Here is a 21,452-nt window from a genome sequence, read left to right on the forward strand (position 1 = left end):
CCGCCTGCCGTGCCTGCCCGAGTCGTTCCAGGTCACCGAGCTGATGACGGAGATAACGCCCGAGCAGGCCTGGGGTCTGGGCGTGCTGGAGGGCACTGCCTTCAAGGGCGGCTGGGGGCCCGACGACGAAACCGGCGTCTACACCGTCCGCCAGTTCGGCCTGGTGCCGGTCCGGTCCGGGATGATCGCCGTGGCGCTCGCGGCTCAGGCCGATTCCGGAAGTTTCGAGGATTCCACCACCATCCTCAGCCGGATGGCGCGAATGCTCGGCCGTCACCTCGACGAGTTGCGCGGCGGGTCCTGCGCGCCGCTGTGAACTCCGGTCAGCCCGGGGTGACCAATCCGGTCTCGTAGGCCAGCACGACCGCCTGCGCCCGGTCACGCAGATTCAGCTTGGCGAAGACCTTGGAGACATGGGTTTTCACGGTCTGCTCGGCCACGAAGAGGGTCTCGGCGATCTCGGTGTTGGACATGCCTTTCGCGATCAGTTCGAGCACTTCCCGCTCGCGGGGAGTCAGCACGGACAGCTGCGGCGCCGGTTTGGCGCGGGCGTTGCGCCGCCGCGTGACGTCGGCGATGAGCCTGCGGGTGACCGTCGGCGCGAGCAGCGCCTGGCCGTCGGCGACCACGCGCACCGCGCGCACCAGTTCCTCGGCGGGCGCGTCCTTGAGCAGGAATCCGCTGGCGCCGAGGCTGAGCGCCTCGTAGACGTAGTCGTCGATGTCGAAGGTGGTGAGCATCAGTACACGCACCGGCGGGTCGAATCCCGCGGCCAGGATGGCGCGGGCCGCGTCGAGCCCGTTCATCTCCGGCATGCGCACGTCCATCAGCACGACGTCCGGGCGCAGCCGCTTGGCCTCCGCCACCGCGATCCTGCCGTCCGCCGCGTCGCCTATCACGCTGATATCCGGTTGAGCCGCGAGCAGCGCCCCGAACCCCTGCCGGACCATCGCCTGGTCGTCGGCGATCAACACCGTAATTGCCACCCGCTCACCCTAATTGCCGTCTACCTCCGCGCGCCGGGCCCGTTCCTCCTGTCGGCAGCGCGACTCGCCGTCGAGGCTGCCCCGCGCCGGTAGGTTCCGTGGGTCCGCGGCAGGCGACGCGCCGCAGCCACGCGCGCTTCGCGTGGGAGCCGACGCGACTGTCGGGTCGACGCTGACCGTCACGGTTCGCCGTGCCCGGCGACGCCGACGGCGACGGCGGCGGTCTCCGGCGCGCCGATCGGAAAGCGCGCGTGAACGCTGAAGCCGCCGTCCGCGCGCGGCTGCGCCGTCACCTCGCCGCCGACGGCCAGCGCTCGCGCCTGCATGCCCGCGATACCGTGACCGCCGTTGCCGACCGGACGGGCGGGCGTGGCCCCCGGCCCGTTCTCGACATCGAGCAGCAGATCCGAGCCGTGCGCGATGCGCACCTGCACCGGCGCGCCCGGAGCGTGCCGGGAAGCGTTGGACAGCGATTCCTGGGCGACGCGATAGAGGGCGAGTCCGGTGGTCTCCGGAACAGTCTCCAGCGCACCGTCGACGGTCCACTCGAGGGCGACGCCCGCACGCCGCGCACCCTCGAACAGGGCGATCACGTCGGCCGCCGTCGGCTGCGGCGTGTGCTCGGGCAGTTGACCGTCGCTGCGCAGCACGCCCAGCATGCCGCGGATCTCGTTGAGCGCTTCGCGCGCGGTGGCGCCGATGGACTCGAATTCGGCACGCGCGGCGGCGCCGACGCCCTCGACGCGGTACGGCGCGGTCTGCGCCTGCACCACCACCAGGGACATGTGGTGGGCCACGACGTCGTGCAGGTCGCGCGCGATGCGGGCCTTCTCCTCCAGGATGGCGCGACGGGCCCGTTCCAGCTCGTTTTCCTCCTCCTTGCGCTCGAGTTGCCGCCGTGACAGCGCCAGCCCACGAATGAGCAGGCCGAACAGCACCAGGGCGGCCAGCGCGATAGGCCAGCCCCAAGCGGCGTTCGCCAGCGCTTCCCCCTCCCCTGGCATGGTGGTCGCGAACAGCAGGGCAGTCGCCCCCCAGGCCACCGCCACGATCTGCCCCGGCGCCCGCAGGGCCACCGCGAACAGCGACACCAGCAGGCACAGCACGTGGACGACCTGGAACGGCAGCTCGTTGTTCGGCTGATGCGGAATGGCCAGCGCGATCACCAGCGCGGAGCCCGCCGAGATGGCCCAGCCCAGCGCCGGGTTGATCCGCACCAGCAGCACCGGGAACGCGGCCAGCGCCGCGACGAACGGCTGGGCCGCGGCGGGTACCGTGTGGGTCAGGTGCAGGGTCGGCCAGGCCACCGCGTAGAGGATCAGCGCGACCAGCACCGTGCCCAGGTCGAACCAGGTCCGCGTGTCCAGCCGTCGCGTCCAGGCAAGACTTTCTCGGTTCATGCCTACGACACTAGGAACCGCACGCGCGCCGCGGCCTCATACCCACGGGTGATTTCCGCCCTGCTACCCAGGTGCGAGACCGCACGCGGGCTCACTCGGCAGCGGCGGACCCGAAACATCCCCGGGCGTGAGGCGGGCGCGGCAGCGTGGTCCCTAACGTCGTCGCCATGAGCACACCGACCAGCGCCGGGCGCGAGACCCGGTCCGTATCGGCCGTAGGAGCCCAAACCCATTCCTCCGCAACCTCTTTCATCGGGGCGCACGCGCGACGCTACGCGGCGCTCACCGCGACGGCGTTGACCGCCGTGGCCGCGACGGCATTCCTCGCCCCCGCCCCGCCCGCGGCCGCGGCGGCCGCGCCGATCGAGAGCGCGCAGGCGAGCGCCGCCGTCGCCGAACTGGCCGCGGGCGGCCCCGGCGCGCTCACCGCCATCCCACCGGACTTCGTCGCGTCGTTCGGCTACCGGCCGAGCACGGTGGACGGCCTGCTGGTCGATCCACGTGGCGACTGCTCGTCTCCGGTGACGCTGCCCGCCGAGTTCGACACCGCGTGCAAGGCCCACGACCTCGGGTACGACCTGCTGCGCTACGCCGACCAGCGCGGCGAACCGCTGGGCCCGTGGGCGCGCCAAGCCCTCGACGCCACGTTGGACCGGCAGATGCACGAGGCCTGCGCGACCCGCGTCGACCCGTTCTCCCGCGCCCGGTGCGACGCGATGGCCTCGATCGCGAACACCGCCGTCGACCTGAACTCGCGGCGCCAGGATTACGGCGCGCCGGTCGTCGAATCCCTGCTGGGCGCGGCGGACACCGATTCGACGACGAGCTGGCAGCTGCTCGGCGCGCTCGGCGCCGGGATCGCCGGTCTGGGCGCGGCTCTCCTCGTGCGCACTCGACAGCGCGATCCCGAAGCGGTAGCGGGTCCGTCGCGTGACGGCGGCGCGGCAGCGGTACGGCGATGACCTCGTCCGTGCCGGTTTTCCTGGATCGCCACCGATGGGTGGCCGCCGCGGCCGGCCGCGTCGTGCCGCCGCGGATCGGCACGACGCTCGGCATCGGGACCGGTGTCCTGGCCTCGCTGGCACCCGGACTGCTTCCGCGCACCCCCGGCGCGCAAGCCGTGCTCACCGGGTTGCTCGCGGCGCTCGCCCTCGGGGTAGCCGGCGTACTCCGAGTCGTCCTGCGGCGCTGGGCTCTGGAGATCAACCAGCGGCACGCGTGGCTACGGCTGCCGCTGCTGATCGCGACGGCGGTGCTGGTGGCGGGCGCCGCGGCGAACGCGGGCCACTGGCAGAACCGCCTACGCGCGGCGATGGACACGCCTCAGATCGGCGCGGACTACTGGGGGCGGTGCGCGCTCGGCACCGCATTGATCGTCGGGCTGTGCATCGGCGTCACCCGCTCGATCGGCTGGGCGCTGGGCAAGCTCGGCTGGGCGCGGGGGGTCTCACTGGCCGCCGTCGTGGGCGTGCTGGCGTACCTCGTCGGCGTTCCCGCGGTGGCCGGATGGCGTGAATCGGTGTATGCGAGTGCGAACGCCCAATTCGAACCCGGTGTGGTGCAGCCGATCTCGTATCACGGGCCGGGAAGCGCCGAGTCGGCGGTGAGCTGGGCGTCCCTGGGCGCCGAAGGACGCAAGTTCGTCAGCGGCGAACCGGTGCGGGCGGTGCGGGTCTACGTCGGGGTGGATTCCGCGCCTGACCTGGACAGCCGGGTCGCGCTGGCGATCAGCGAACTGGAGCGCTCGGGCGGCTTCACGCGCTCGCACTTGGTGGTCGCGGTGCCCACCGGATCGGGCTGGATCGACGCGAACGCCGTCGCGGGCCTCGACCGGCGCTTCGACGGCGACGTGGCGCTGGTCGGCCTGCAGTACTCCTACCTGCCGAGCTGGGCGACGTTCGTGTTCGGCCGGGACGCGGCGGTGACGGCCGCACGCAGTCTGTTCACCGCTGTGGAGCGCCGCATCCAAGGGCTGGCGCACAAGCCGAAGCTGTACCTGTACGGGCAGAGCCTGGGCGCCCTTGGCGGCGCTGCCGTCTTCCCGGACGACGCCGAGCAGGACCGTCGCACCTGCGCGGCGCTCTGGGCCGGACCGCCGGTCGGCCACGTCCTCCGTGGCGGCGCGACGGTGCTGGCCAACAGCTCCGATCCGGTGATCCACTGGTCGCCCGCGCAGCTGTGGCGCGCGCCCGACCTGACCGGCGCGCGCGTGGACGCGCCGGTTCCGCAGTGGCTTCCGGTGCTCAGCTTCGCGCAGACCACCGCCGACCTGCTCGCCGCGCTGGACGCGCCCCCCGGCCACGGCCACCGCTACGGCACGGATCAGGGCACCGCCATGGGTTCCTGCTGACTCGTTCGGTACGGCGCGCACCCGGGATCGACATAGAACGTGTTCTAATTTGTCCATGGCCTTTGTCATCGACCTCGCCGTCGACATCGACGCGCCCGCCGAGCTGGTGTGGCAGGCGATCACCGACTTCCCGCGCTACGGCGAGTGGAACCCCTTCGTCCTGGAGTGCCGTAGTTCGCTGACGCCCGGCGAGCCTATCGACATGCTCGTCCGCGTCTCCGGCTCACGGCCGCGCAAGCAGCGGGAATGGATCCGTTCACACACTCCGGGTCGCGAACTGAGCTACTCCATGAAACCGGTGCCCCCGGGCGCGCTGCACAGTTTGCGCTCACACACCGTGACGCCGCTCGCGGACGGCCGGACGCGCTACGAGTCGCACTTCGAACTCGGCGGATGGCTGCATCCCGTGGTCGTCGCACTGCTCGGCAAGAATCTGCACCGCGGCTTCGAGGGCATGACCGACGGCATCCGGAAGCAGGCCGAGTCGCTGCGCGCTTCCTGAGGCGGCCCCCGGCAGGCGTCGCACCGAGGACCCGGGAACGCTCAAGGGCGCAGGTAGGCCAGCGCGGCATCGAGCGCGGCGTCGGCGTAGGACTCGGTGAGTCCGCCGAGCCCCAGCGACCATCGCATCTGCATCGGACCGAGCAGCAGATCGATGGCGAGTTCGAGATCGAGGTCGGCGCGCAGCGCACCCGCGGCGACGGCGGCGGCCAGCCGGTCGGCGACGGCACGGCGCTGGGGCAGCAACAGGCGCTCACGATAGGCGAGGGCCAACTCGGGGTCCTGCTGGATCTCGACGTACATCGCGCGCAGGAAGGATTCGAACCTCGGATCGGTCAGCGCGACGATCGACCCGCGTAGCAATCGGCGCAGGTCCGCGACGACGTCGCCGGTATCGGGCAGGGCGGGACCGGCCGGGCCGGAATCGGATTCCAGCATCGCGTCGAAGACCACCGCGCCTTTGGACGGCCACCACCGGTAGATGGTCTGCTTACCGACACCCGCGCGGGCCGCGATGGCCTCGATGCTCAATTTCGCGTAGGACACCTCGCGGATCAGCTCGGCGGTCGCGGCGAGTATCGCCGCGCGGGCGCGCTCGCTTCGGCGCGCGGCGGAGGGGGCTTCGACCATGGGCGTACGGTAGCAGAAGACAAGACGATACGTCTCGTCTTGACAAGCGCCTTCGGTATTGGCACGGTAATCCACACGAGACGCAGCGTCTCGCGACGAAAGGATCTCCAGTGACCAGAACCTGGTTCATCACCGGCGCCAACCGCGGACTCGGCCGGGCCTTCACGACGGCCGCGCTCGCCGAGGGCGATCGCGTCGTCGCGACCACCCGGCGCCCGGCGTCCATGGCGGCACCGGCCTGCGACCGGCTGACCGTGCTGCCCTTGGACGTTCGCGATCGCGCGAGCGTCATCGCCACCGTCGACAAGGCGTTCGCGCTGATGGGCTCGATCGATGTGATCGTGAACAACGCCGGTTACGGCTTGGTCGGCGCCGTCGAGGAATTGACCGAATCGCAGATCCGCGACCAGATGGACACCAACTTCTTCGGAGCCCTCTGGGTCTCCCAGGCGGCCGCGCCACATCTGCGCGGGCAGGGCTCGGGACACATCGTGCAGATCTCCACCGTGGGCGCCGTGGGCAGCCTGCCCCTGTTCGGCCTGTACAACGCGAGCAAGTGGGCGCTGGAGGGCTTCAGCGCCTCGCTGGCGGACGAATTGCGGCCCTTCGGGGTCCGGGTCACCCTGGCACAGATGGGCGGCTTCGACACCGACTGGGCCAAGTCGAGCATGCGGTTCGCCACCGGCATCCCCGACTACGCGGAGTTACGCGGCGCCATACTCGGCATGCCGGACTACCCGAACGCAGCCGCCGAGAGCCCGGACTCGACGAACGCCGATCCGGAGCACACGCCGGGCGAATCGGCCGCTCCCGTGGGCGAGCCGATGCCGGAATCGGCCGCCGACACCGGATCCGAGTGGATCGAAGCGCCACCGGAGGTCGGCGCCGCCGGCCTGATCGCGTTGGTGAACATGCCGAACCCTCCGCTACGCAAGATCATCGGCCCCGGCGCGCACGACATGGTGGCGCTCGCCCTGGACCAGCGCCGCCAGGACTACGTCACCGACCCCGAATTCGCCTGGCCCGCATAACGAACGCGGGGAGCCGCTCGCTTTCGCGCCACCCGCGCGAGAAGCGAGCGGCTTCGCGCTCGACGTCAGGCGATGGAACCGCGGGCGGCCTCGTAGGCCGCCCCCACCCGGTAGAGGCGGTCGTCGGCGAGGGCGGGCGCCATGATCTGGAGCCCGACGGGCATACCGTCGTCCTCGCTCAGGCCCGAGGGAACCGACATGGCGGGGTGACCGGCCAGGTTGGTGGGCAGGGTGCACAGGTCCGACAGGTACATGGCCAGCGGATCGTCCACCTTCTCGCCCAGCTTCCACGGCGTGAACGGACTCGTCGGCGAGACGAGCACGTCGACCTGCTGGTAGGCGTTGTCGAAGTCGCGCGCGATGAGCGTGCGCACCTTGAGCGCCTGGCCGTAGTAGGCGTCGTAGTAGCCCGCCGACAGCGCGTAGGTGCCGATCATGATGCGCCGCTTGACCTCGGGGCCGAACCCGGCCGCGCGCGTGGCGGCCATGACCTGCTCGGCGCTGTGCTGCCCGTCGTCGGCGACGCGCAGGCCGTAGCGCATGGCGTCGAACCGCGCGAGATTGGACGACACCTCCGACGGCATGACGAGGTAATAGGACGACAGCGCGTATTCGAAATGCGGACAAGACACTTCGACCACTTCGGCGCCGAGATCCTTCAGCACCGCCACGGCGGCGTCGAAGGAGGCGAGCACGCCGGGCTGGTAGCTGTCGGAGTGCAGCTCCTTCACCACACCCACCTTGACGCCGCGCAGATCACCCTGCGCGCCCGCGCGCGCGGCAGCCACCACGGGCGGCACCGGCACGTCGCGCGAGGTGGAGTCGCGCGGGTCGTATCCGGCGATCACCTCGTGCAGCAGGGCGGTGTCCAGCACCGTCCGGCCACACGGACCGCCCTGGTCCAGCGACGACGCGCAGGCGACCAGACCGAAGCGCGACACCGTGCCGTAGGTCGGCTTGGTGCCGACGGTCGCGGTGACCGCCGCGGGCTGGCGGATGGACCCGCCGGTGTCCGTGCCGATGGCCAGCGGCGCCTGGTTCGAGGCCAGCGCGGCCGCGGAGCCGCCGCCCGAGCCGCCCGGGATGCGGGTGGTGTCCCACGGGTTGCGGGTGGGGCCGTAGGCCGAGTTCTCGGTGGAGGAGCCCATGGCGAACTCGTCCATGTTGGTCTTGCCGAGGATCGGGATGCCCGCCGCGCGCAACCGCGTGGTGACCGTCGCGTCGTACGGCGACACCCAGCCTTCGAGGATCTTCGACGCGCAGGTGGTCGGCATGTCCGTGGTGGTGAACACGTCCTTGAGCGCCAAGGGAACTCCGGCCAGCGGCGAGGCGGGCTCGGCGCCGGAGGCGATCGCGGCGTCCACCGCGGCGGCCGCCTGCAGCGCCTGCTCCCCCGCGACGTGCAGGAAGGCGTGGTACTCACCGTCGACCTGGGCGATCCGGTCCAGGTGCGCCTGGGTGACCTCGACCGAGGACAGTTCGCGGCCGTGGATCCTGCCGGCGAGTTCGGCCGCCGACAGCGTGGTCAGGTCCGGTCCGCCCGTCGTGCTCATTCGGCCTCTCCCAGGATCTGCGGCACCATGAACCGCTGCTCTTCGACCGCGGGCGCGCCGGAGAGCGCCTCGCGCGGGGTCAGGCCCGGCACCACATCGTCGGGACGGGTCACGTTCGTCGCCGGATTCGGCGACGCGGTGGCCGGGACGTCGGCGGCGGCGACCTCGGAGATGGTCCGCACGTGGCTCAGGATCGAATCCAGCTGTCCGGCGAACTGATCCAGTTCGGCATCGGACAGCGCGAGCCGGGACAGCCGGGCGAGGTGTGCGACCTCGTCGCGGGAGATGGCGGGCACCGCGGGACCCCTTTCGGCTTCGTTATGAACAGTGCTCAACCCACACAGCCTAGCCACCGGCGACCGCACCGCCGCCCGGCACCCGCGCTTCGTCGGCGCGGCGGCGCGCGCGGCGTCCAGCAGGCCCCCGGCGACTTCCCGCAGCGCGCGACACGTCCGCTCGAACTAGCCCGACACGCCGCTTTGGCGCGAATTCGCCGAGTGGCGTGCGTCACTGGACGGACTTCGACTCGATAACCGGGCGTAAGGGGTGTAAGTATTGCGTGACCCGGGTATCCGTTCAGAGCCTCGGCCGCTCAAGGAAAGGAAACGCACGTGTCGTATCTGCTCCGCGTGCAACTTCCGGATCGACCGGGAAGCCTCGGTGCGCTCGCGCTCGCACTCGGCTCCGTCGGCGCCGACATCCTCTCGCTGGACGTGGTCGAGCGCGGCGCGGGCTACGCCGTCGACGATCTTGTCGTCGAGGTGCCCTCCGGCGCACTCCCCGACACTCTCATCACCGCCGCCGAATCGATCGGCGACGTGCACGTGGACTCGATCCGCCCGTATTCCGGCGTGCTCGACACCCACCGCGAGCTCGAGCTCATCGATCAGGTGGCCAGCGCCCGCGACGACCGGATGCAGGTGCTGGTGGACGGCGTGCCGCGCGTCCTGCGGGTCGGCTGGAGCACGATCATCGACATCGGGCCGCAAGGGGCCTACCGGGTGGTCGGCAGCCCGAGTGCGCCACAGACACAGGCGGGTTCGGCCCCGTGGATGCCGCTGGAGAAGCCCACCGTGCTCGACCCCGAGGCCGATTGGGTGCCGGAGATCTGGCGCGACATGGACACCAAGCTCGCCGCCGCTCCGCTCGGCAACACCGGCAAGGTGCTGCTGCTCGGCCGGCCGGGCGGCCCCGACTTCCGGCCCTCCGAGGTGGCCCGGCTCGGTTACCTCGCGGGCATCGTCGCCACCGTTCTCGGCTGATTCCCCAGCGACGCAGTATATTCCGGTCACCTCGCCGTCGACGCATCCGCTGATCCGACCGTCGTGGCGGACGAGGGCATCGCGCCTACCGCCGCCTCTGCTGGACGTGCCTGCCTAGAGGGAGTCTCCCGAAGAATCGAGCGGCAGCCGGAGCACGGTCAGCGGTGTTCCCGTGCTGGTGCGCCAATCCCGGCTCGGCACCGGACAGAAGCCGATACGGTCGTACATCCGGCGGGCATCGACCATGGCGGACATCGTGGTCAGCGCCACCGCGGCGTGGCCTTCCGCGCGAGCCAGGTCGATCACGGTGCGTACCAACGCGGTTCCCGCGCCGAGTCCGCGCGCGGCCTTCGCGACGGCGAGCATGCGGAACTCCAGCTCGCCCGGGAGCGCGATCTCCGCGTAGGGGGTGCCCGCCGCCGCGACGGTGAGCGAGCCGACGACCCGGTCGGCGTGCGTGGCGACCAGGACACGGGCCGCGGCGGCCCGGCGGGCGGTGTCGGCCAGCTCGCCCGCGTACCAGCTGCCCGCCTCCACATAGCCCTCGCCGACGTAGACCTGCACGGTCAGCTCGCCGACCGCGTCGTACTCCTCCGGCCGCGCCGCCCGGACGACGACGCCCGTCTCCCGCACATCCATAACGGGCATGATGCCATCGACCATGACGTGGGCTACGGCACGTCCGGCCCAGGCGTGCGCCACCCCGGCCCAGCGCGTCGGTGTCCGCTCGCGGGTTCGGGCGCGGCGGCGTGCTCGCGCCCACCGCTCGCGATGACCTGCGCCGAACCGCCGGATCGCCCGGCGCCGAGATGTCCGAATGCCCGGCAGGGCAAGACCTCGGCCCCGGACTCCAGGCCGAGGGCACGAGCGGCGATCGCTCAGCCGGGCTGGGTGATCTGCCAGCGGTCGGGCTTGCCCGCCGGATAGATGACGGTGAGCAGATCACCGGTTTCCGGCCAGGAGCTCGAATCCCAGACGAATCGGCCGTACACGACCTTGCCGGGGACCGACGGACCGGTCAGCTTCCCGGTGATGGTCACGAACTGCTCCCCGGGAGCGTCGGGACGCGGGCTCACGCCGGTGACGTACAGCGTCCCCTCCTCCGGGTTCCCGGGCCGATAGCCCTGCCTGCCGCGCACTATGAACACGATCAGTGACACCAGCGCCGCGGTCAGGATTACCAGGAAGGCGAACTCGAGCATGTCTTCAATGCTAGGTGCGTGTCACACCGGCGCGAGCTCGCTGGTGCCCTCGGCGGTGCGCCGGACCTGCCAGACCGACGTGCGGGTGCGTTGGGAACGCCCGTTGCCCCGATCGATCAGCACCCGGTTGGCGGTGGTGAAGATCAACTGGGCGCCACGGGCATTGGTCTCCGGATTCTGGAACAGCTGGATCAGCCGGTCGGTCTCCTCGGCGGGCAGGCACGCGCCGATGTCGTCGACGGCCAGGACCCGGCCCGCGTCCAGTGCGTCGAGCATGGCGGGCAGCACCCGCAGCAAAGACAGCGTCGCGGAGGACTCGTCACCGATCTCGAAAGGGGCGTCGATGCCGTCGTGCACCAGGCTCAGGCCCACGCCGCGCCGGGCCACCATCCGCGCGTACAGGGCATCGCGCGCCGCCTTCAGGTTGGTCAGCTCCCGCTCGAGCAGCGTGCCGGTGAGCCCGTTGTCGCGCAGCAACTGGTCGGCATAGCCGGGCGAGCTGGCGCACAGGTCGATCTGTTTGCCGAGGCCGGCGATGTCGGCGTCCAGTTCACGCAGGTAGTCGGCGTACAACGGGTCGGGTTCGGCGACGAGCAGGTCGGTGATGCCCAGCTCGGCCGTGCGCAACAGCATCAGCAGCCGCGCCGCGTTGTCCGGCGAGCGGGACACGTGGCTGCCCAGCCGGTGGGCGATGGCGTCGGGTTCGGCGGGACCGCGTTGCACCTCGAGCATGGACTCGAACCAGCGGTACGCGGGCACGAGCGCGTCGGAGTACATCTGGCCGGCCAGGCTCAGCAGCAGGGCGTTCGGACGGACCAGCGGAGCCAGCGCGGTGATCCCGTACCGCGACGCCTCGAACATCGGGCCGATCTTGATCTGTTCCCCGCTGCGCTCGAACACGATCCGCTTGCGCGAGCGCGGATGGGTGTGCAGCCATTCCGCGGCCACGTCGGCGTTGTCCAGCCGGAACCCGTAGGTGTACGGCACGCCCTCGGCCACGAACGCCGCCACGAATTCCGATGGCCGGTCGGCGAAGCCGAGATGGGGCGCGCGCACCGGGCCCGCGTACGGGTCCCACCCCGTCACCGAGTGCAGCACCGCATCGCGCATCTGCCCGAGCGCGTCGATCAGGTTCGTCTTGCCCGCCGCGGCCCCGCCGTGCACGGCGGTCACCGGCACGGCCACCGGCCCGCTTCCCTTGGTGAGCCGCAACTCCTGCTCGTCGGCCAGCGATCTGTGATTGGTCACCTGAAAACTGCGCAGCATGCCGCCATACTTCCGTCTGCGCTCCGGGTGGGCGACACCAGCCCGGTAGCGTCCGCGATCCGCGCCGTGGGCCGCCTCGCACCGGGCAACCGCGCGCACATCCCCGTTCACTACGCGGGCTCCGCTGGCGCGGTTGACGATCTGCTCAGCGGTCGCCGGGACAGCGGATGTGATAGCGGGTTAGCATGCCTGCACGTCGCGGCTCGCCGCGCCGTACTGCCGAAGTTGTTCGATGGGATGAGGGTAACGATGGAGCCGACGGTTCGTCGTGTCGTGGTCCGAAGCGGCGTCGTCGCCGCGCTCGCGCTGGGCTCGCTGGTCGTGGCGCCGCAGGCGCTGGCGGACGCGCCGTGTCCGGAGGGCACCGCGCGCGTGTTCCTGGCCGACAGCACCAACACCTGCCAGGGCAGCGGCACGGTCAGCTACGACCCGCCCGGAGTGGTGTCGAAAATATGCTCGACGCCGAGCGCCGACGTCACCGCCGAGGCGACGTTCAAGAACCGCCGCGGCAAACTGATCACCCAGAAGCTCGACCTGAGCAGCGGCCGCTGCGGACGATTCGATGTCCCGGGCCAGCTGGGCGCCACGGTCACGGTCAGCTGAGTCCACCGTCCGCGCCGGACAACCGAGCGCGGCCGCCGAACTCGCGCCACAAGTGGCCGGTGTCCACGGCAGACCGCCCACCATCCAGCGGTGGTCGAGCGCCGGTCACTCCTCGGCTTCGGCGTCCTCGGCGGCCGTCTCCGGCGCGACCGCCTCGGGGCCGCCCGCCAGCAGCCGCCGGAACCCCTCCTCGTCGAGAATGGGCACACCGAGTTCCTCGGCCTTGGCGGCCTTGGAGCCGGGGGCGTCACCGATCACCACGAAGGAGGTCTTCTTCGACACCGAGCTCGCGGCCTTGCCGCCGCGCACCAGGATCGCCTCCTTGGCGCCGTCGCGGGTGAAACCCTGCAGCGAGCCGGTCACCACAATGGACAGGCCCTCCAGGTTGCGCTCGATGGATTCGTCGCGTTCGTCCTCCATCCGCACACCCGCCGCCCGCCACTTCGCCACGACGGCACGGTGCCAGTCGACGGTGAACCACTCCGTCACCGCGGCCGCGATGGTCGGGCCCACGCCGTCGGCGGCGGCCAGCTCCTCGACCGACGCCGATTCGATCCGGTCGAGACTGCCGAACTCGGCGGCCAGCGCGTGCGCCGCGGTGGGGCCGACGTGCCGGATGGACAGGCCGATGAGCACCCGGGACAGTGGCTGGTCCTTGGCGGCGGCGAGGTTCTCCAGCAGCTTCTTGCCGTTCGCGGAGAGGCTGCCGTTCTTGTTGGCGTACAGCGTCGTGGTGAGCAGCGCCGCCTCGTCCAGATCGAACAGATCTCCCTCGTCGGTGATGGCGCCCGACTTCAGCAGATCGATCGCGCCCTCGTAGCCGAGCGCCTCGATGTCGAAGGCGCGGCGGGTCGCCAAGTGGAAGACGCGCTCACGCAACTGCGCCGGGCAGAACTGCTGGTTGGGGCAGCGGATGTCGGCGTCGCCTTCTTTCTGCGGGCGTAGTTCGGTGCCGCACTCGGGGCAGTGCGTCGGCATGACGAACTCGCGCGCGTCCGCGGGACGCGCGTCCACCACCGGGCCCAGCACCTCGGGGATGACGTCGCCCGCCTTGCGAATGGTGACCGTATCGCCGATCAGCACGCCTTTGCGCTTCACTTCGGCGGCATTGTGCAGGGTGGCCATCGAGACGGTGGATCCCGCGACGGACACCGGCTCCATCACCGCGAACGGCGTCACCCGGCCGGTGCGACCGACGTTCACCTTGATGTCCAGCAGTTTGGTCGTCGCCTCCTCGGGCGGGTACTTGTAGGCGATCGCCCAGCGCGGAGCCCGCGAGGTGGAGCCGAGGCGGCGTTGCAGCGCGGTCTCGTCGACCTTGATCACCTGGCCGTCGATCTCGTGCTCGATGTCGTGGCGGTGCTCGCCCCAGTAGGCGACCCGTTCGATCACCGCCTCGATGCCTTGCACCCGCCTGGTGTGCTCCGACACCGGCAGGCCCCACGCCGCCAGCGCGCGATACGCCTCGTACTGCGAGGTGGGCGTGTACCCCTCGATGCGGCCGAAACCGTGGCAGATCATGCGCAGCCTGCGCCGCGCGGTGACCGACGGGTCCTTCTGCCGCAGCGAACCGGCCGCGGTGTTGCGCGGGTTGGCGTAGGGCGGCTTGCCCTCGGCCACGATGGCGGCGTTGAGCGTCTCGAAGTCCTCCACCCGGAAGTACACCTCACCGCGAACCTCGAGCACATCCGGGATGGGGAACTCGACGCTGAGGGTCAACTCTCCGGGAATGTCGTCGATGGTGCGCGCGTTCAGCGTCACGTCTTCGCCGGTGCGGCTGTCGCCGCGGGTGGCGCCGCGGACCAGCCGCCCGTTGCGGTAGACGAGGTTCAGCGCGACGCCATCGATCTTTACTTCGCACAGATAGTGCAGGTCCGGGCCGGTCTCCGCCTCCACCCGGGCGGCCCAGGCGCGTAGCTCGCCGACGTCGAACACGTTGTCCAGCGACAGCATCCGCTCGAGGTGGTCGACCGCGGTGAAATCGGTGGCGAACCCGCCGCCGACGAGCTGGGTCGGCGAATCGGGCGTGCGCAGGTCCGGATGTTCGTCCTCCATCGCCTCCAGCCGCCGCAACAGCGCGTCGAACTCACTGTCGGAGATGATCGGCGCATCCCGGACGTAGTAGCGGAACTGGTGCTCACGCACCTCGTCCGCGAGTTGCTGCCACTGCACCCGCTGCTCTGCCGTCGCCGGGGTCGCCGCACTGTCGCTGTCACTCACTCATCGCACATTAGCCGAGGCCACCGACCGAAAACCGTCATGTTCGCGCACGTCGCCGCACCGCAGGACACAGATTCCGGCCGGTCTGTTTGCGGTGACGAGCACTGGGCGCCGCAACACCGCGGCGAACGAAACCGCGGCCTCGCGCGCCACTGATCCCGGCCGCCCGCAGTCGAACGAGCCGCGTACCGGACCGCGTGAGTCCCGCGCCCACCGTAGGCGTCAGGAGAACGAAAGCTCCTCCGGCTCTTCGGCATACGCGCGCGCGACCTCTGCCGCCAAGCGCAGCGCCCGTCGACTCCATTCCAGCGGGGCGCCCGCCAGCCCGCAGGCCGGACTGACCGCCACCCGTTGCGCCAGCGTCCGGCGGCCGAAACCGAGCCGATCGATCAGCCGCACGCCCGGCTCGGCGACGTCGCGCCAAGTGACCGAGGTCGCCTTCGGCTCAGTCGGGACGACACCGAGCACCAGTTGCTTGCCCGCTTCGAGAGATTCCCCTACCTCGTCGAGCTGCCCGGTGCCGATCGTGCCCAGATCGAAGCCGATCGCGGCGGCCGCGCTGCGACGCAAGACGCCGAGCGCGGGCGGCTCGGCGCAGCTGTGCACCAGCACCGGCGCGGACTGCGCGGCGATCACCGTGTCCAGCAGGGCCAGCGCTTCCGGCTCGGGTAGCGAGCGCACCGTGTTCAGCACGCTCACACCGCCCAGGGAGCCCTCGAGCACCGCGGCGAGCGACGGTTCGTCCAGCTGCAGCACCACCCGCGCCCCGAGTCGCTTGCGCACCTCGGCGACGTGCTGGGCCAGTCCCTCGGCCAGAGACGCGCAGAGGTCACGCACCGCACCGGGGTCGGTGAGCACGCGATGACCGCCGGGCAACTCGACCTGTGCGGCCAAGGTCAGCGGGCCCGCCGCTTGCACCTTCACCACCCGGCCGCCGCCGGACAGACCGGCGTTCTCCCACGCTTCCTCGAGCGCGTCCAGATCGGTCCGCAGCAGGTCGTTCGCCCGCCGGGAGACCGAGCCCGGGCGCGGGGCGAGCCGGTAGCCCCGCGGCGTGGTGTCCAAGCGCAGGTCCACCAGCAGGGCGGAGGCGCGTCCGATCAGATCCGCGCCCACGCCGCGACCGGGTAACTCCACCAGATGCGGCAGGTCGCCGAGTTCACCGACGATGGTCGCGGCGGCCTCGCGCGGGTCGACGCCCGGCCAGGAGCCGACGCCGGTGGCGATGCCGCCCGGGAGGAGGACCGGCTCGGTCGCCACATCGGTCCCACTGTTCTGCGCGTCATCCGTGCTGGTCTCGTCCACCGCTGCCGTACTCCGTCCGTTGCATTCCGCCGTTGCGACCCCGCCGTACTCAGCGGCCGGACCGGTCTTTCGCTGCCGCTACGGCGCACCGGCAGCGGGGAGAACAAGCGCCGGAGGCCGGTCCGGATCACCGCCGCGCGTCGGCCCTCGCCTCGCTCGTGCCGGGCGAACGCTCGGTGCCCGAGATGGTCCCGCTGCCGATCACCTCGTCGCCCTCGGGGTCAGGACGGTAGAGCACCACGGCCTGACCGCGCGCGACCCCGGTCAGCGGCTCGCGCAGCCGCGCGACCAGCCCGTCGCCCACCACCTCGGCGACCGCGGACGCGGTGCCGCCGTGCGCGCGCACCTGCGCCACGCAGTCGATCGGGCCCGCGGGCGCGGACCCCGAGGTCCAGATCGCGCGCTCCGCCTCGACCGTCCAGACCTGCAGGTCCTCGGCCGAACCGACGCGGACCGTGCCGGAGTCGGGATCGATGCCGGTGACGTACCGGGGCTTGCCATCGGCGGCCGGACCGGGCAACCCGAGACCCTTGCGCTGGCCGATGGTGAACCCGTGCACGCCCTCGTGCCGCCCGAGCACCTGGCCGTCGGAGTCGACGACCGCGCCGGGCCGCACCCCGATCTTCGCGCCGAGGAAGGCCCGGGTGTCACCGGAGGGTATGAAGCAGATGTCGTGGCTGTCCGGCTTGTTCGCGACGGCGAGACCGCGCTCGGCGGCCTCGGCGCGGATCTGCGGCTTGGGGGTGTCACCCACCGGGAACATCGCGCGCGAGAGCTGCTGCGCGGTCAGCACCGCCAGCACGTAGGACTGGTCCTTGTCGGCGTCGACGGCACGGCGCAGCACGCCGTCGGCCAGCCGCGCGTAGTGGCCGGTGACCACCGCGTCGAAGCCGAGCGCCACCGCGCGGTCGGCCAGCGCGGAGAACTTGATCTTCTCGTTGCAGCGCAGGCACGGGTTCGGCGTCTCGCCCGCGGCGTAGGCCGCGACGAAATCATCGATGACGTCTTCCTTGAAGCGGTCGGCGAAATCCCAGACGTAGAACGGGATGCCGAGCACATCGGCGGCGCGCCGGGCGTCACCGGCGTCCTCCTTCGAGCAGCAGCCGCGCGCCCCGGTGCGCAGCGTGCCCGGCGTCGCGGACAGCGCCAGATGCACGCCGACCACCTCGTGACCGGCGTCGACGGCACGCGCCGCCGCCACGGCCGAATCCACACCACCGCTCATCGCGGCGAGTACCCGCATCAGACACCTCCTTTCGCACCGGCCAGACCCGCGGCCTTGGCCCGTTCCACTACCTGCGGCAATACTTTCAGCACGGCGTCGACGTCGGCGCGCGTGGAGGTGTGCCCCAACGAGAAGCGCAGCGATCCGCGCGCCTGCCACGGCTCGACACCCATGGCGATCAGCACATGACTGGGCGTGGCCACGCCCGCCGTGCACGCCGAACCGGTCGAGCATTCGATCCCCGCCGCGTCCAGCAGCATCAGCAGCGAATCCCCTTCACAGCCCGGGAAAGTGACGTGCACGTTGCCGGGCAGGCGCCGCTCGCCGACCGGCCCGTTGAGCACCACGTCCGGCGCTGCCGCGCGGATGCCGTCGATCAGCGCGTCCCGCAGGGCGATCAGTTCGGCGGTGCGGGCGGGCAGTTCGACCGCCGTCTGGCGCAACGCGGCGGCGAGCCCGATGGCCGCCGCCGTATCCGAGGTCCCGGACCGCAGGTCGCGCTCGTGCCCACCGCCGTGCAACAGCGGCACGCAGGGCACCTGCCTGCCAAGCAGCAGCACCCCGACACCGTGCGGACCGCCGACCTTGTGGCCGGCGAAGCTCGCCGCGGCCAGGCCGCTCGCGCCGAAGTCCATGGGCAGCTGGGCGGCCGCCTGCACCGCGTCGCTGTGCATCGGCACACCGAATTCCTGTGCCACCGAAGCCAGTTCGCCGATCGGCTGGATGGCGCCGACCTCGTTGTTCGCCCACATGACGGTGACCAGCGCGACGTCGTCGGGATGCGCGGCGAGCGCCGCCCGCAGCGCGCCGGGCGCGACCACGCCCTCGGCGTCCACCGGGAGCCAGGTCACCTCCGCGCCCTCGTGCCGCTGCAGCCACTCCACCGCGTCGATCACCGCGTGGTGCTCGATCGAACTGGCGACGATCCGGTTGCGGCGCGGATCGGCGTCGCGGCGGGCCCAGAAAATGCCCTTCACGGCCAGGTTGTCGCTCTCGGTGCCACCGGAGGTGAAGACGACCTCCGAGGGTCGCGCGCCCAGGTCGGCGGCGACCGATTCGCGCGCCTCCTCCAGCAGTCGCCGGGCGGCGCGCCCCGAGCCGTGCAGGGACGACGCGTTGCCCGTGGTGCGCAGGGCAGCCGTCATCGCCTCGATGGCCGCGGGCAGCATCGGTGTGGTGGCCGCGTGATCGAGGTAGACCGTCTGGGGCGTAGCACCGTTGACCGGACCCGAAAAAGCCGACTTCATGACCGACAAAGCCTATACCACCGCTGACCTGGGCATCTTCGGGGTCCATCCCTGCTTTCTACGATTTTTCTACGATTCACCCACGATCCATAACACGTGTATCACCTATCTGTATTCCTCGATGGGTGGTGAGAGGCCGGTGAGACGCTCGAGTCAGCTGGCTGACCAGGACACAATCGGGTCCGACACGGCAGACTTGCCAGTCGCCAACGTTCGGACGTCGTCGATTCACCTGGTACCCGCCAGCCAGGCGGTCGGCGACTGGCCGACCTTCTGGCTGAACACCCGGGAGAGGGCCGAGGTGTTGGCGTAGCCGAGTTCTTCAGCGATCGCCTTCAACGGATGGCCGGACTTCAACCGCAACTGCGCGAGAGCAAGCCGCCAGCCGGTCAGGTACTCGAGGGGTGTCTGGCCGACGACCTCACGGAAGCGGGCCGCGAAGGCGCTGCGTGACATGGCGGCGTGGCGCGCCATCGTCTCCAGAGTCCAACCGGCGCCAGGAGATTCGTGCACGGCGATCAAGGCGCGGGCTAGTTGCGGGTCGGCGATCCCGGTGAGCAGGCCAGGTGGCATCGCGATCGACTCCGGATTGTCGAGCATCCAGCGCAGCAGTTGCAGCAGCACTACCTCGAACAGTCGGTCGGCGACGACCCGGTGGCCACATCGGTGCCGGTCGATCTCGCCGAACAACAGGTCCAAGGCATCGTCGAGTCCGTCCACCTGCGCCAAGGCCACGACAACAACTGGCGGCAGTGCCCGCGCCAGCGGATGCTGCACACCACCTTCGAATTCGACAGTGGCGCACGCGAAGTCGGACTCCCTCGCGGGTTCGTTGTAGAAGTCGTGGGCGAGCGGGCGGGGATAGAAGAGCACGCTCGGTTCCGTTATCACCAGCTTCCGCAGGTCCCCGGAGGGCGCACGGTGCTCGACGACGAGCTCGCCTGACCGAATCAGGTGCAGGAACCCGCGACCCTCGCCAGCCCCGAAACGGGTGAGCCCGCACAGCGGCCCGGTGTGGAGCAGGTGTGCGCGCACCCGGAACCGTTCCAACAGCGGTGACAGCCGGTCGAACGAAGACATATCGGCAACCCTAGACGATCGGATAACAGATCGGGACTTTCCGCATCAATCTCGCCGCCCGCAACGGCCATGCTCATTGGCATGCCCTCGGCATCCGCCCGAGCAGGGCTGCTCCGGCGGCTCACCAACACCAAGGAGGAACACCATGTCGCACGTTTCGCTCGTCGCCCGAAACGATGCCACCGGCGCGACCCGCGAACTGCTCGATCAGATCCACGCCGCCTTCGGCGCCACACCCGCCATGTTCCGGGCGGTGGCGAATTCCCCTGCGGCACTGCGCAGCATGTGGGGTTCGTTCCAGGCCCTCGGCGATGGCACGCTCGGGTCCGCGCTCACCGAGCAGATCGCCGTCGCCGTGGCCAACCGCAACGGGTGTGAATACTGCCTGGCCGCCCACACCGGACTGGGCCGCAAGGCCGGACTGTCCGAGGCGGCGCTAGCGGCAGCGCAAACCGGCGACGCCGACGACCCGAAGACCGCCGCGCTGCTCGAGTTCGCCCTCGAACTCGTCGACCGGCGCGGCCACGTCGGCGCGGAACAGATCGAGGCGGTGCGCGCCGCGGGCTGGACCGAAACCGAACTGGTCGAACTCATCGCACACGTAGCGCTGAACCTGTTCACCAACTACGTGAACGTCGCGCTGCGGGTGCCGGTCGACTTCCCGATGGTCGCCCTGCGGTAACTCGAAGAACCTCAGGACAGGTGATGTCGGCGGGCGTGAGGACGCTGATCTTTCGCCCGCCGACGCCTGTCAACGCACTGCAGGTTCCCGACGCCACGCCCGCCCGGCAAACGCCCTGACTGTCAGCCGGCTATTCCCCCTGCCCACGCGACCACCCGGGCGCCGCTCCAAGTCGCGAACGACCGGTGAGCTGGCGCAATCCGGATTTTCCTCTACCTATTGAATGTACCGCTGAATAGCGGTACGTTGGTCAGTGTATTGATCGCCGGGTCCGCCCGATTCGCGGAGCGGATCGAGGGGCCGAACACCCCGAGCGGTCGACTACCGGACGAATCGATCAGTGAGGAAGCTCCGATGGACCCACGCACCCATGGACGGACGCGACGTGTGCTGGCGCGCGCCGCGGCCGCGTCCGTACTGGCCCTGATGCCGATCACCGCCGTCGCGGTGCCCGCGCTCGCCGCCCCGATCGTGCTCGAGCCCGCCGACCAGGTCGACCAGGTCGATGCGGCTCACGGCCGCCACGGGCACGGTCACGGCAGGCACGGCCACGACCGGTGGAACCACGGGCGGCACGACGACTGGAACCGCGGCCGCCACGACGACTGGTTCCGGGGGCGGAACCGTCATGACGACTGGGATCGCGGCAGGCCGGGCTGGCACCACGGGCACCGGCCGCCGACGGGCAGCGGTTTCTGAGTTCTCGACTTCCGGGGCGGGCCGACATCGGCTCGCCCCGGAATCGTGCACAGCCTTGTCGGCTCGATGCGGGTACTCACGATCACGGTCGGCTACAGACCGAGCCCTCGGGGGTGCGTGGGTCGTTGAGCCGGTCTCTCTGCGCGGGTTACCGACCAGGAGGGATCAAAGCCGCAGCAGAACCAGTGGAAGCGGTTTCTGAGTTTTACC

At 70.7% G+C, this 21,452-nt stretch carries 21 protein-coding genes and 1 pseudogene; 9 read left to right on the forward strand and 13 right to left on the reverse strand.

What is annotated here, in order from left to right:
• Window positions 1-316 (forward strand): annotated as a pseudogene (locus ON27_RS19275) (hypothetical protein); the annotation flags it as partial.
• A 7-nt stretch (window positions 317-323) separates the two neighbouring features.
• On the opposite strand, the gene ON27_RS19280 reads toward ON27_RS19275, so the two are convergent.
• Together ON27_RS19280 and ON27_RS19285 are read right to left on the reverse strand one after the other, a co-directional pair.
• On the reverse strand, window positions 324-986 hold the full coding sequence (locus ON27_RS19280; RefSeq protein ID WP_043729267.1) for a response regulator: 663 nt from the start codon (window positions 984-986) through the stop codon (window positions 324-326).
• A gap of 179 nt (window positions 987-1,165) precedes the next feature.
• Window positions 1,166-2,386: a sensor histidine kinase gene (locus ON27_RS19285; RefSeq protein WP_051046769.1), complete on the reverse strand. Its 1,221-nt coding sequence runs from the start codon at window positions 2,384-2,386 to the stop codon at window positions 1,166-1,168.
• 167 nt (window positions 2,387-2,553) lie between these two features.
• Here ON27_RS19285 and ON27_RS19290 point away from each other — a divergent pair, with 167 nt between their 5' ends.
• The 3 genes from ON27_RS19290 to ON27_RS19300 are packed head-to-tail and all read left to right on the forward strand — an operon-like array spanning window position 2,554 to window position 5,238.
• Window positions 2,554-3,348, forward strand: coding sequence for a hypothetical protein (locus ON27_RS19290; protein ID WP_174377859.1), 795 nt, complete (start codon window positions 2,554-2,556; stop codon window positions 3,346-3,348).
• A complete protein-coding gene (locus ON27_RS19295) occupies window positions 3,345-4,736 on the forward strand; it encodes an alpha/beta-hydrolase family protein (protein ID WP_043729271.1) in 1,392 nt (463 codons plus the stop codon). Before ON27_RS19290 ends, ON27_RS19295 begins: the two co-directional genes overlap by 4 nt.
• Window positions 4,737-4,791: 55 nt before the next feature.
• On the forward strand, window positions 4,792-5,238 hold the full coding sequence (locus ON27_RS19300) for an SRPBCC domain-containing protein (RefSeq protein ID WP_043729274.1): 447 nt from the start codon (window positions 4,792-4,794) through the stop codon (window positions 5,236-5,238).
• A gap of 41 nt (window positions 5,239-5,279) precedes the next feature.
• On the opposite strand, the gene ON27_RS19305 is transcribed toward ON27_RS19300, so the two are convergent.
• Window positions 5,280-5,867: a TetR/AcrR family transcriptional regulator gene (locus tag ON27_RS19305; protein ID WP_043729277.1), complete on the reverse strand. Its 588-nt coding sequence runs from the start codon at window positions 5,865-5,867 to the stop codon at window positions 5,280-5,282.
• Between the two features lie 110 nt (window positions 5,868-5,977).
• Between ON27_RS19305 and ON27_RS19310 the strand changes: the two genes are divergently transcribed.
• On the forward strand, window positions 5,978-6,898 hold the full coding sequence (locus ON27_RS19310) for an SDR family NAD(P)-dependent oxidoreductase (RefSeq protein WP_043729280.1): 921 nt from the start codon (window positions 5,978-5,980) through the stop codon (window positions 6,896-6,898).
• A 65-nt stretch (window positions 6,899-6,963) separates the two neighbouring features.
• Here the strand turns inward: ON27_RS19310 and gatA are convergent, their stop codons facing one another.
• Window positions 6,964-8,451 carry an Asp-tRNA(Asn)/Glu-tRNA(Gln) amidotransferase subunit GatA gene (gene gatA / locus ON27_RS19315; protein ID WP_043729283.1) on the reverse strand — a complete coding sequence of 496 codons (1,488 nt, stop codon included), beginning with the start codon at window positions 8,449-8,451 and terminating at the stop codon, window positions 6,964-6,966.
• The gene (gatC, locus tag ON27_RS19320) at window positions 8,448-8,747 is read right to left on the reverse strand and encodes an Asp-tRNA(Asn)/Glu-tRNA(Gln) amidotransferase subunit GatC (RefSeq protein ID WP_043729287.1); all 300 of its coding nucleotides are present in this window, start codon (window positions 8,745-8,747) and stop codon (window positions 8,448-8,450) included. The genes gatA and gatC overlap by 4 nt, the downstream gene beginning before the upstream one ends.
• Window positions 8,748-9,062: 315 nt before the next feature.
• Here gatC and ON27_RS19325 point away from each other — a divergent pair, with 315 nt between their 5' ends.
• Window positions 9,063-9,713 (forward strand): ACT domain-containing protein, encoded by a 651-nt coding sequence (locus tag ON27_RS19325; RefSeq protein ID WP_043729290.1) that lies wholly within the window; start codon window positions 9,063-9,065, stop codon window positions 9,711-9,713.
• A 114-nt stretch (window positions 9,714-9,827) separates the two neighbouring features.
• Here the strand turns inward: ON27_RS19325 and ON27_RS19330 are convergent, their stop codons facing one another.
• The 3 genes from ON27_RS19330 to ON27_RS19340 form a co-directional block, all read right to left on the reverse strand.
• Complete coding sequence (locus ON27_RS19330) at window positions 9,828-10,352, reverse strand: GNAT family N-acetyltransferase (protein ID WP_043729292.1); 525 nt, start codon at window positions 10,350-10,352, stop codon at window positions 9,828-9,830.
• 239 nt (window positions 10,353-10,591) lie between these two features.
• Window positions 10,592-10,915: a hypothetical protein gene (locus ON27_RS19335; protein WP_043729295.1), complete on the reverse strand. Its 324-nt coding sequence runs from the start codon at window positions 10,913-10,915 to the stop codon at window positions 10,592-10,594.
• Window positions 10,916-10,936: 21 nt separating this feature from the next.
• Window positions 10,937-12,181, reverse strand: a complete 1,245-nt coding sequence (locus ON27_RS19340; protein ID WP_043729298.1) for an AAA family ATPase — start codon at window positions 12,179-12,181, stop codon at window positions 10,937-10,939.
• 249 nt (window positions 12,182-12,430) lie between these two features.
• Between ON27_RS19340 and ON27_RS19345 the strand changes: the two genes are divergently transcribed.
• Entirely contained in the window at window positions 12,431-12,784 is a 354-nt protein-coding gene (locus tag ON27_RS19345; protein ID WP_043729301.1) for a hypothetical protein, read from the forward strand.
• Window positions 12,785-12,889: 105 nt separating this feature from the next.
• Here ON27_RS19345 and ligA read toward each other — a convergent pair whose 3' ends face one another.
• From ligA to ON27_RS19370, 5 genes are all read right to left on the reverse strand, one after another.
• On the reverse strand, window positions 12,890-15,004 hold the full coding sequence (gene ligA, locus ON27_RS19350; RefSeq protein WP_043729305.1) for an NAD-dependent DNA ligase LigA: 2,115 nt from the start codon (window positions 15,002-15,004) through the stop codon (window positions 12,890-12,892).
• A gap of 222 nt (window positions 15,005-15,226) precedes the next feature.
• The gene (locus ON27_RS19355; protein WP_043729327.1) at window positions 15,227-16,264 is read right to left on the reverse strand and encodes a methionine synthase; all 1,038 of its coding nucleotides are present in this window, start codon (window positions 16,262-16,264) and stop codon (window positions 15,227-15,229) included.
• A 172-nt stretch (window positions 16,265-16,436) separates the two neighbouring features.
• Window positions 16,437-17,552 (reverse strand): tRNA 2-thiouridine(34) synthase MnmA, encoded by a 1,116-nt coding sequence (gene mnmA, locus ON27_RS19360; RefSeq protein WP_043729308.1) that lies wholly within the window; start codon window positions 17,550-17,552, stop codon window positions 16,437-16,439.
• Complete coding sequence (locus ON27_RS19365) at window positions 17,552-18,781, reverse strand: cysteine desulfurase family protein (RefSeq protein ID WP_043729311.1); 1,230 nt, start codon at window positions 18,779-18,781, stop codon at window positions 17,552-17,554. The genes mnmA and ON27_RS19365 overlap by 1 nt, the downstream gene beginning before the upstream one ends.
• A gap of 228 nt (window positions 18,782-19,009) precedes the next feature.
• The gene (locus ON27_RS19370) at window positions 19,010-19,861 is read right to left on the reverse strand and encodes a helix-turn-helix transcriptional regulator (RefSeq protein WP_043729313.1); all 852 of its coding nucleotides are present in this window, start codon (window positions 19,859-19,861) and stop codon (window positions 19,010-19,012) included.
• 145 nt (window positions 19,862-20,006) lie between these two features.
• Here ON27_RS19370 and ON27_RS19375 point away from each other — a divergent pair, with 145 nt between their 5' ends.
• Both ON27_RS19375 and ON27_RS42950 read left to right on the forward strand, forming a co-directional pair.
• The gene (locus tag ON27_RS19375) at window positions 20,007-20,543 is read left to right on the forward strand and encodes a carboxymuconolactone decarboxylase family protein (RefSeq protein ID WP_043729316.1); all 537 of its coding nucleotides are present in this window, start codon (window positions 20,007-20,009) and stop codon (window positions 20,541-20,543) included.
• Window positions 20,544-20,897: 354 nt separating this feature from the next.
• Entirely contained in the window at window positions 20,898-21,242 is a 345-nt protein-coding gene (locus tag ON27_RS42950; RefSeq protein ID WP_157227240.1) for a hypothetical protein, read from the forward strand.
• The last annotated feature ends 210 nt before the right edge of the window (window positions 21,243-21,452 follow it).

The sequence above is a fragment of the Nocardia asiatica NBRC 100129 genome (assembly GCF_000308415.1).
In the GTDB taxonomy this organism is placed as follows: Bacteria; Actinomycetota; Actinomycetes; order Mycobacteriales; family Mycobacteriaceae; genus Nocardia; species Nocardia asiatica.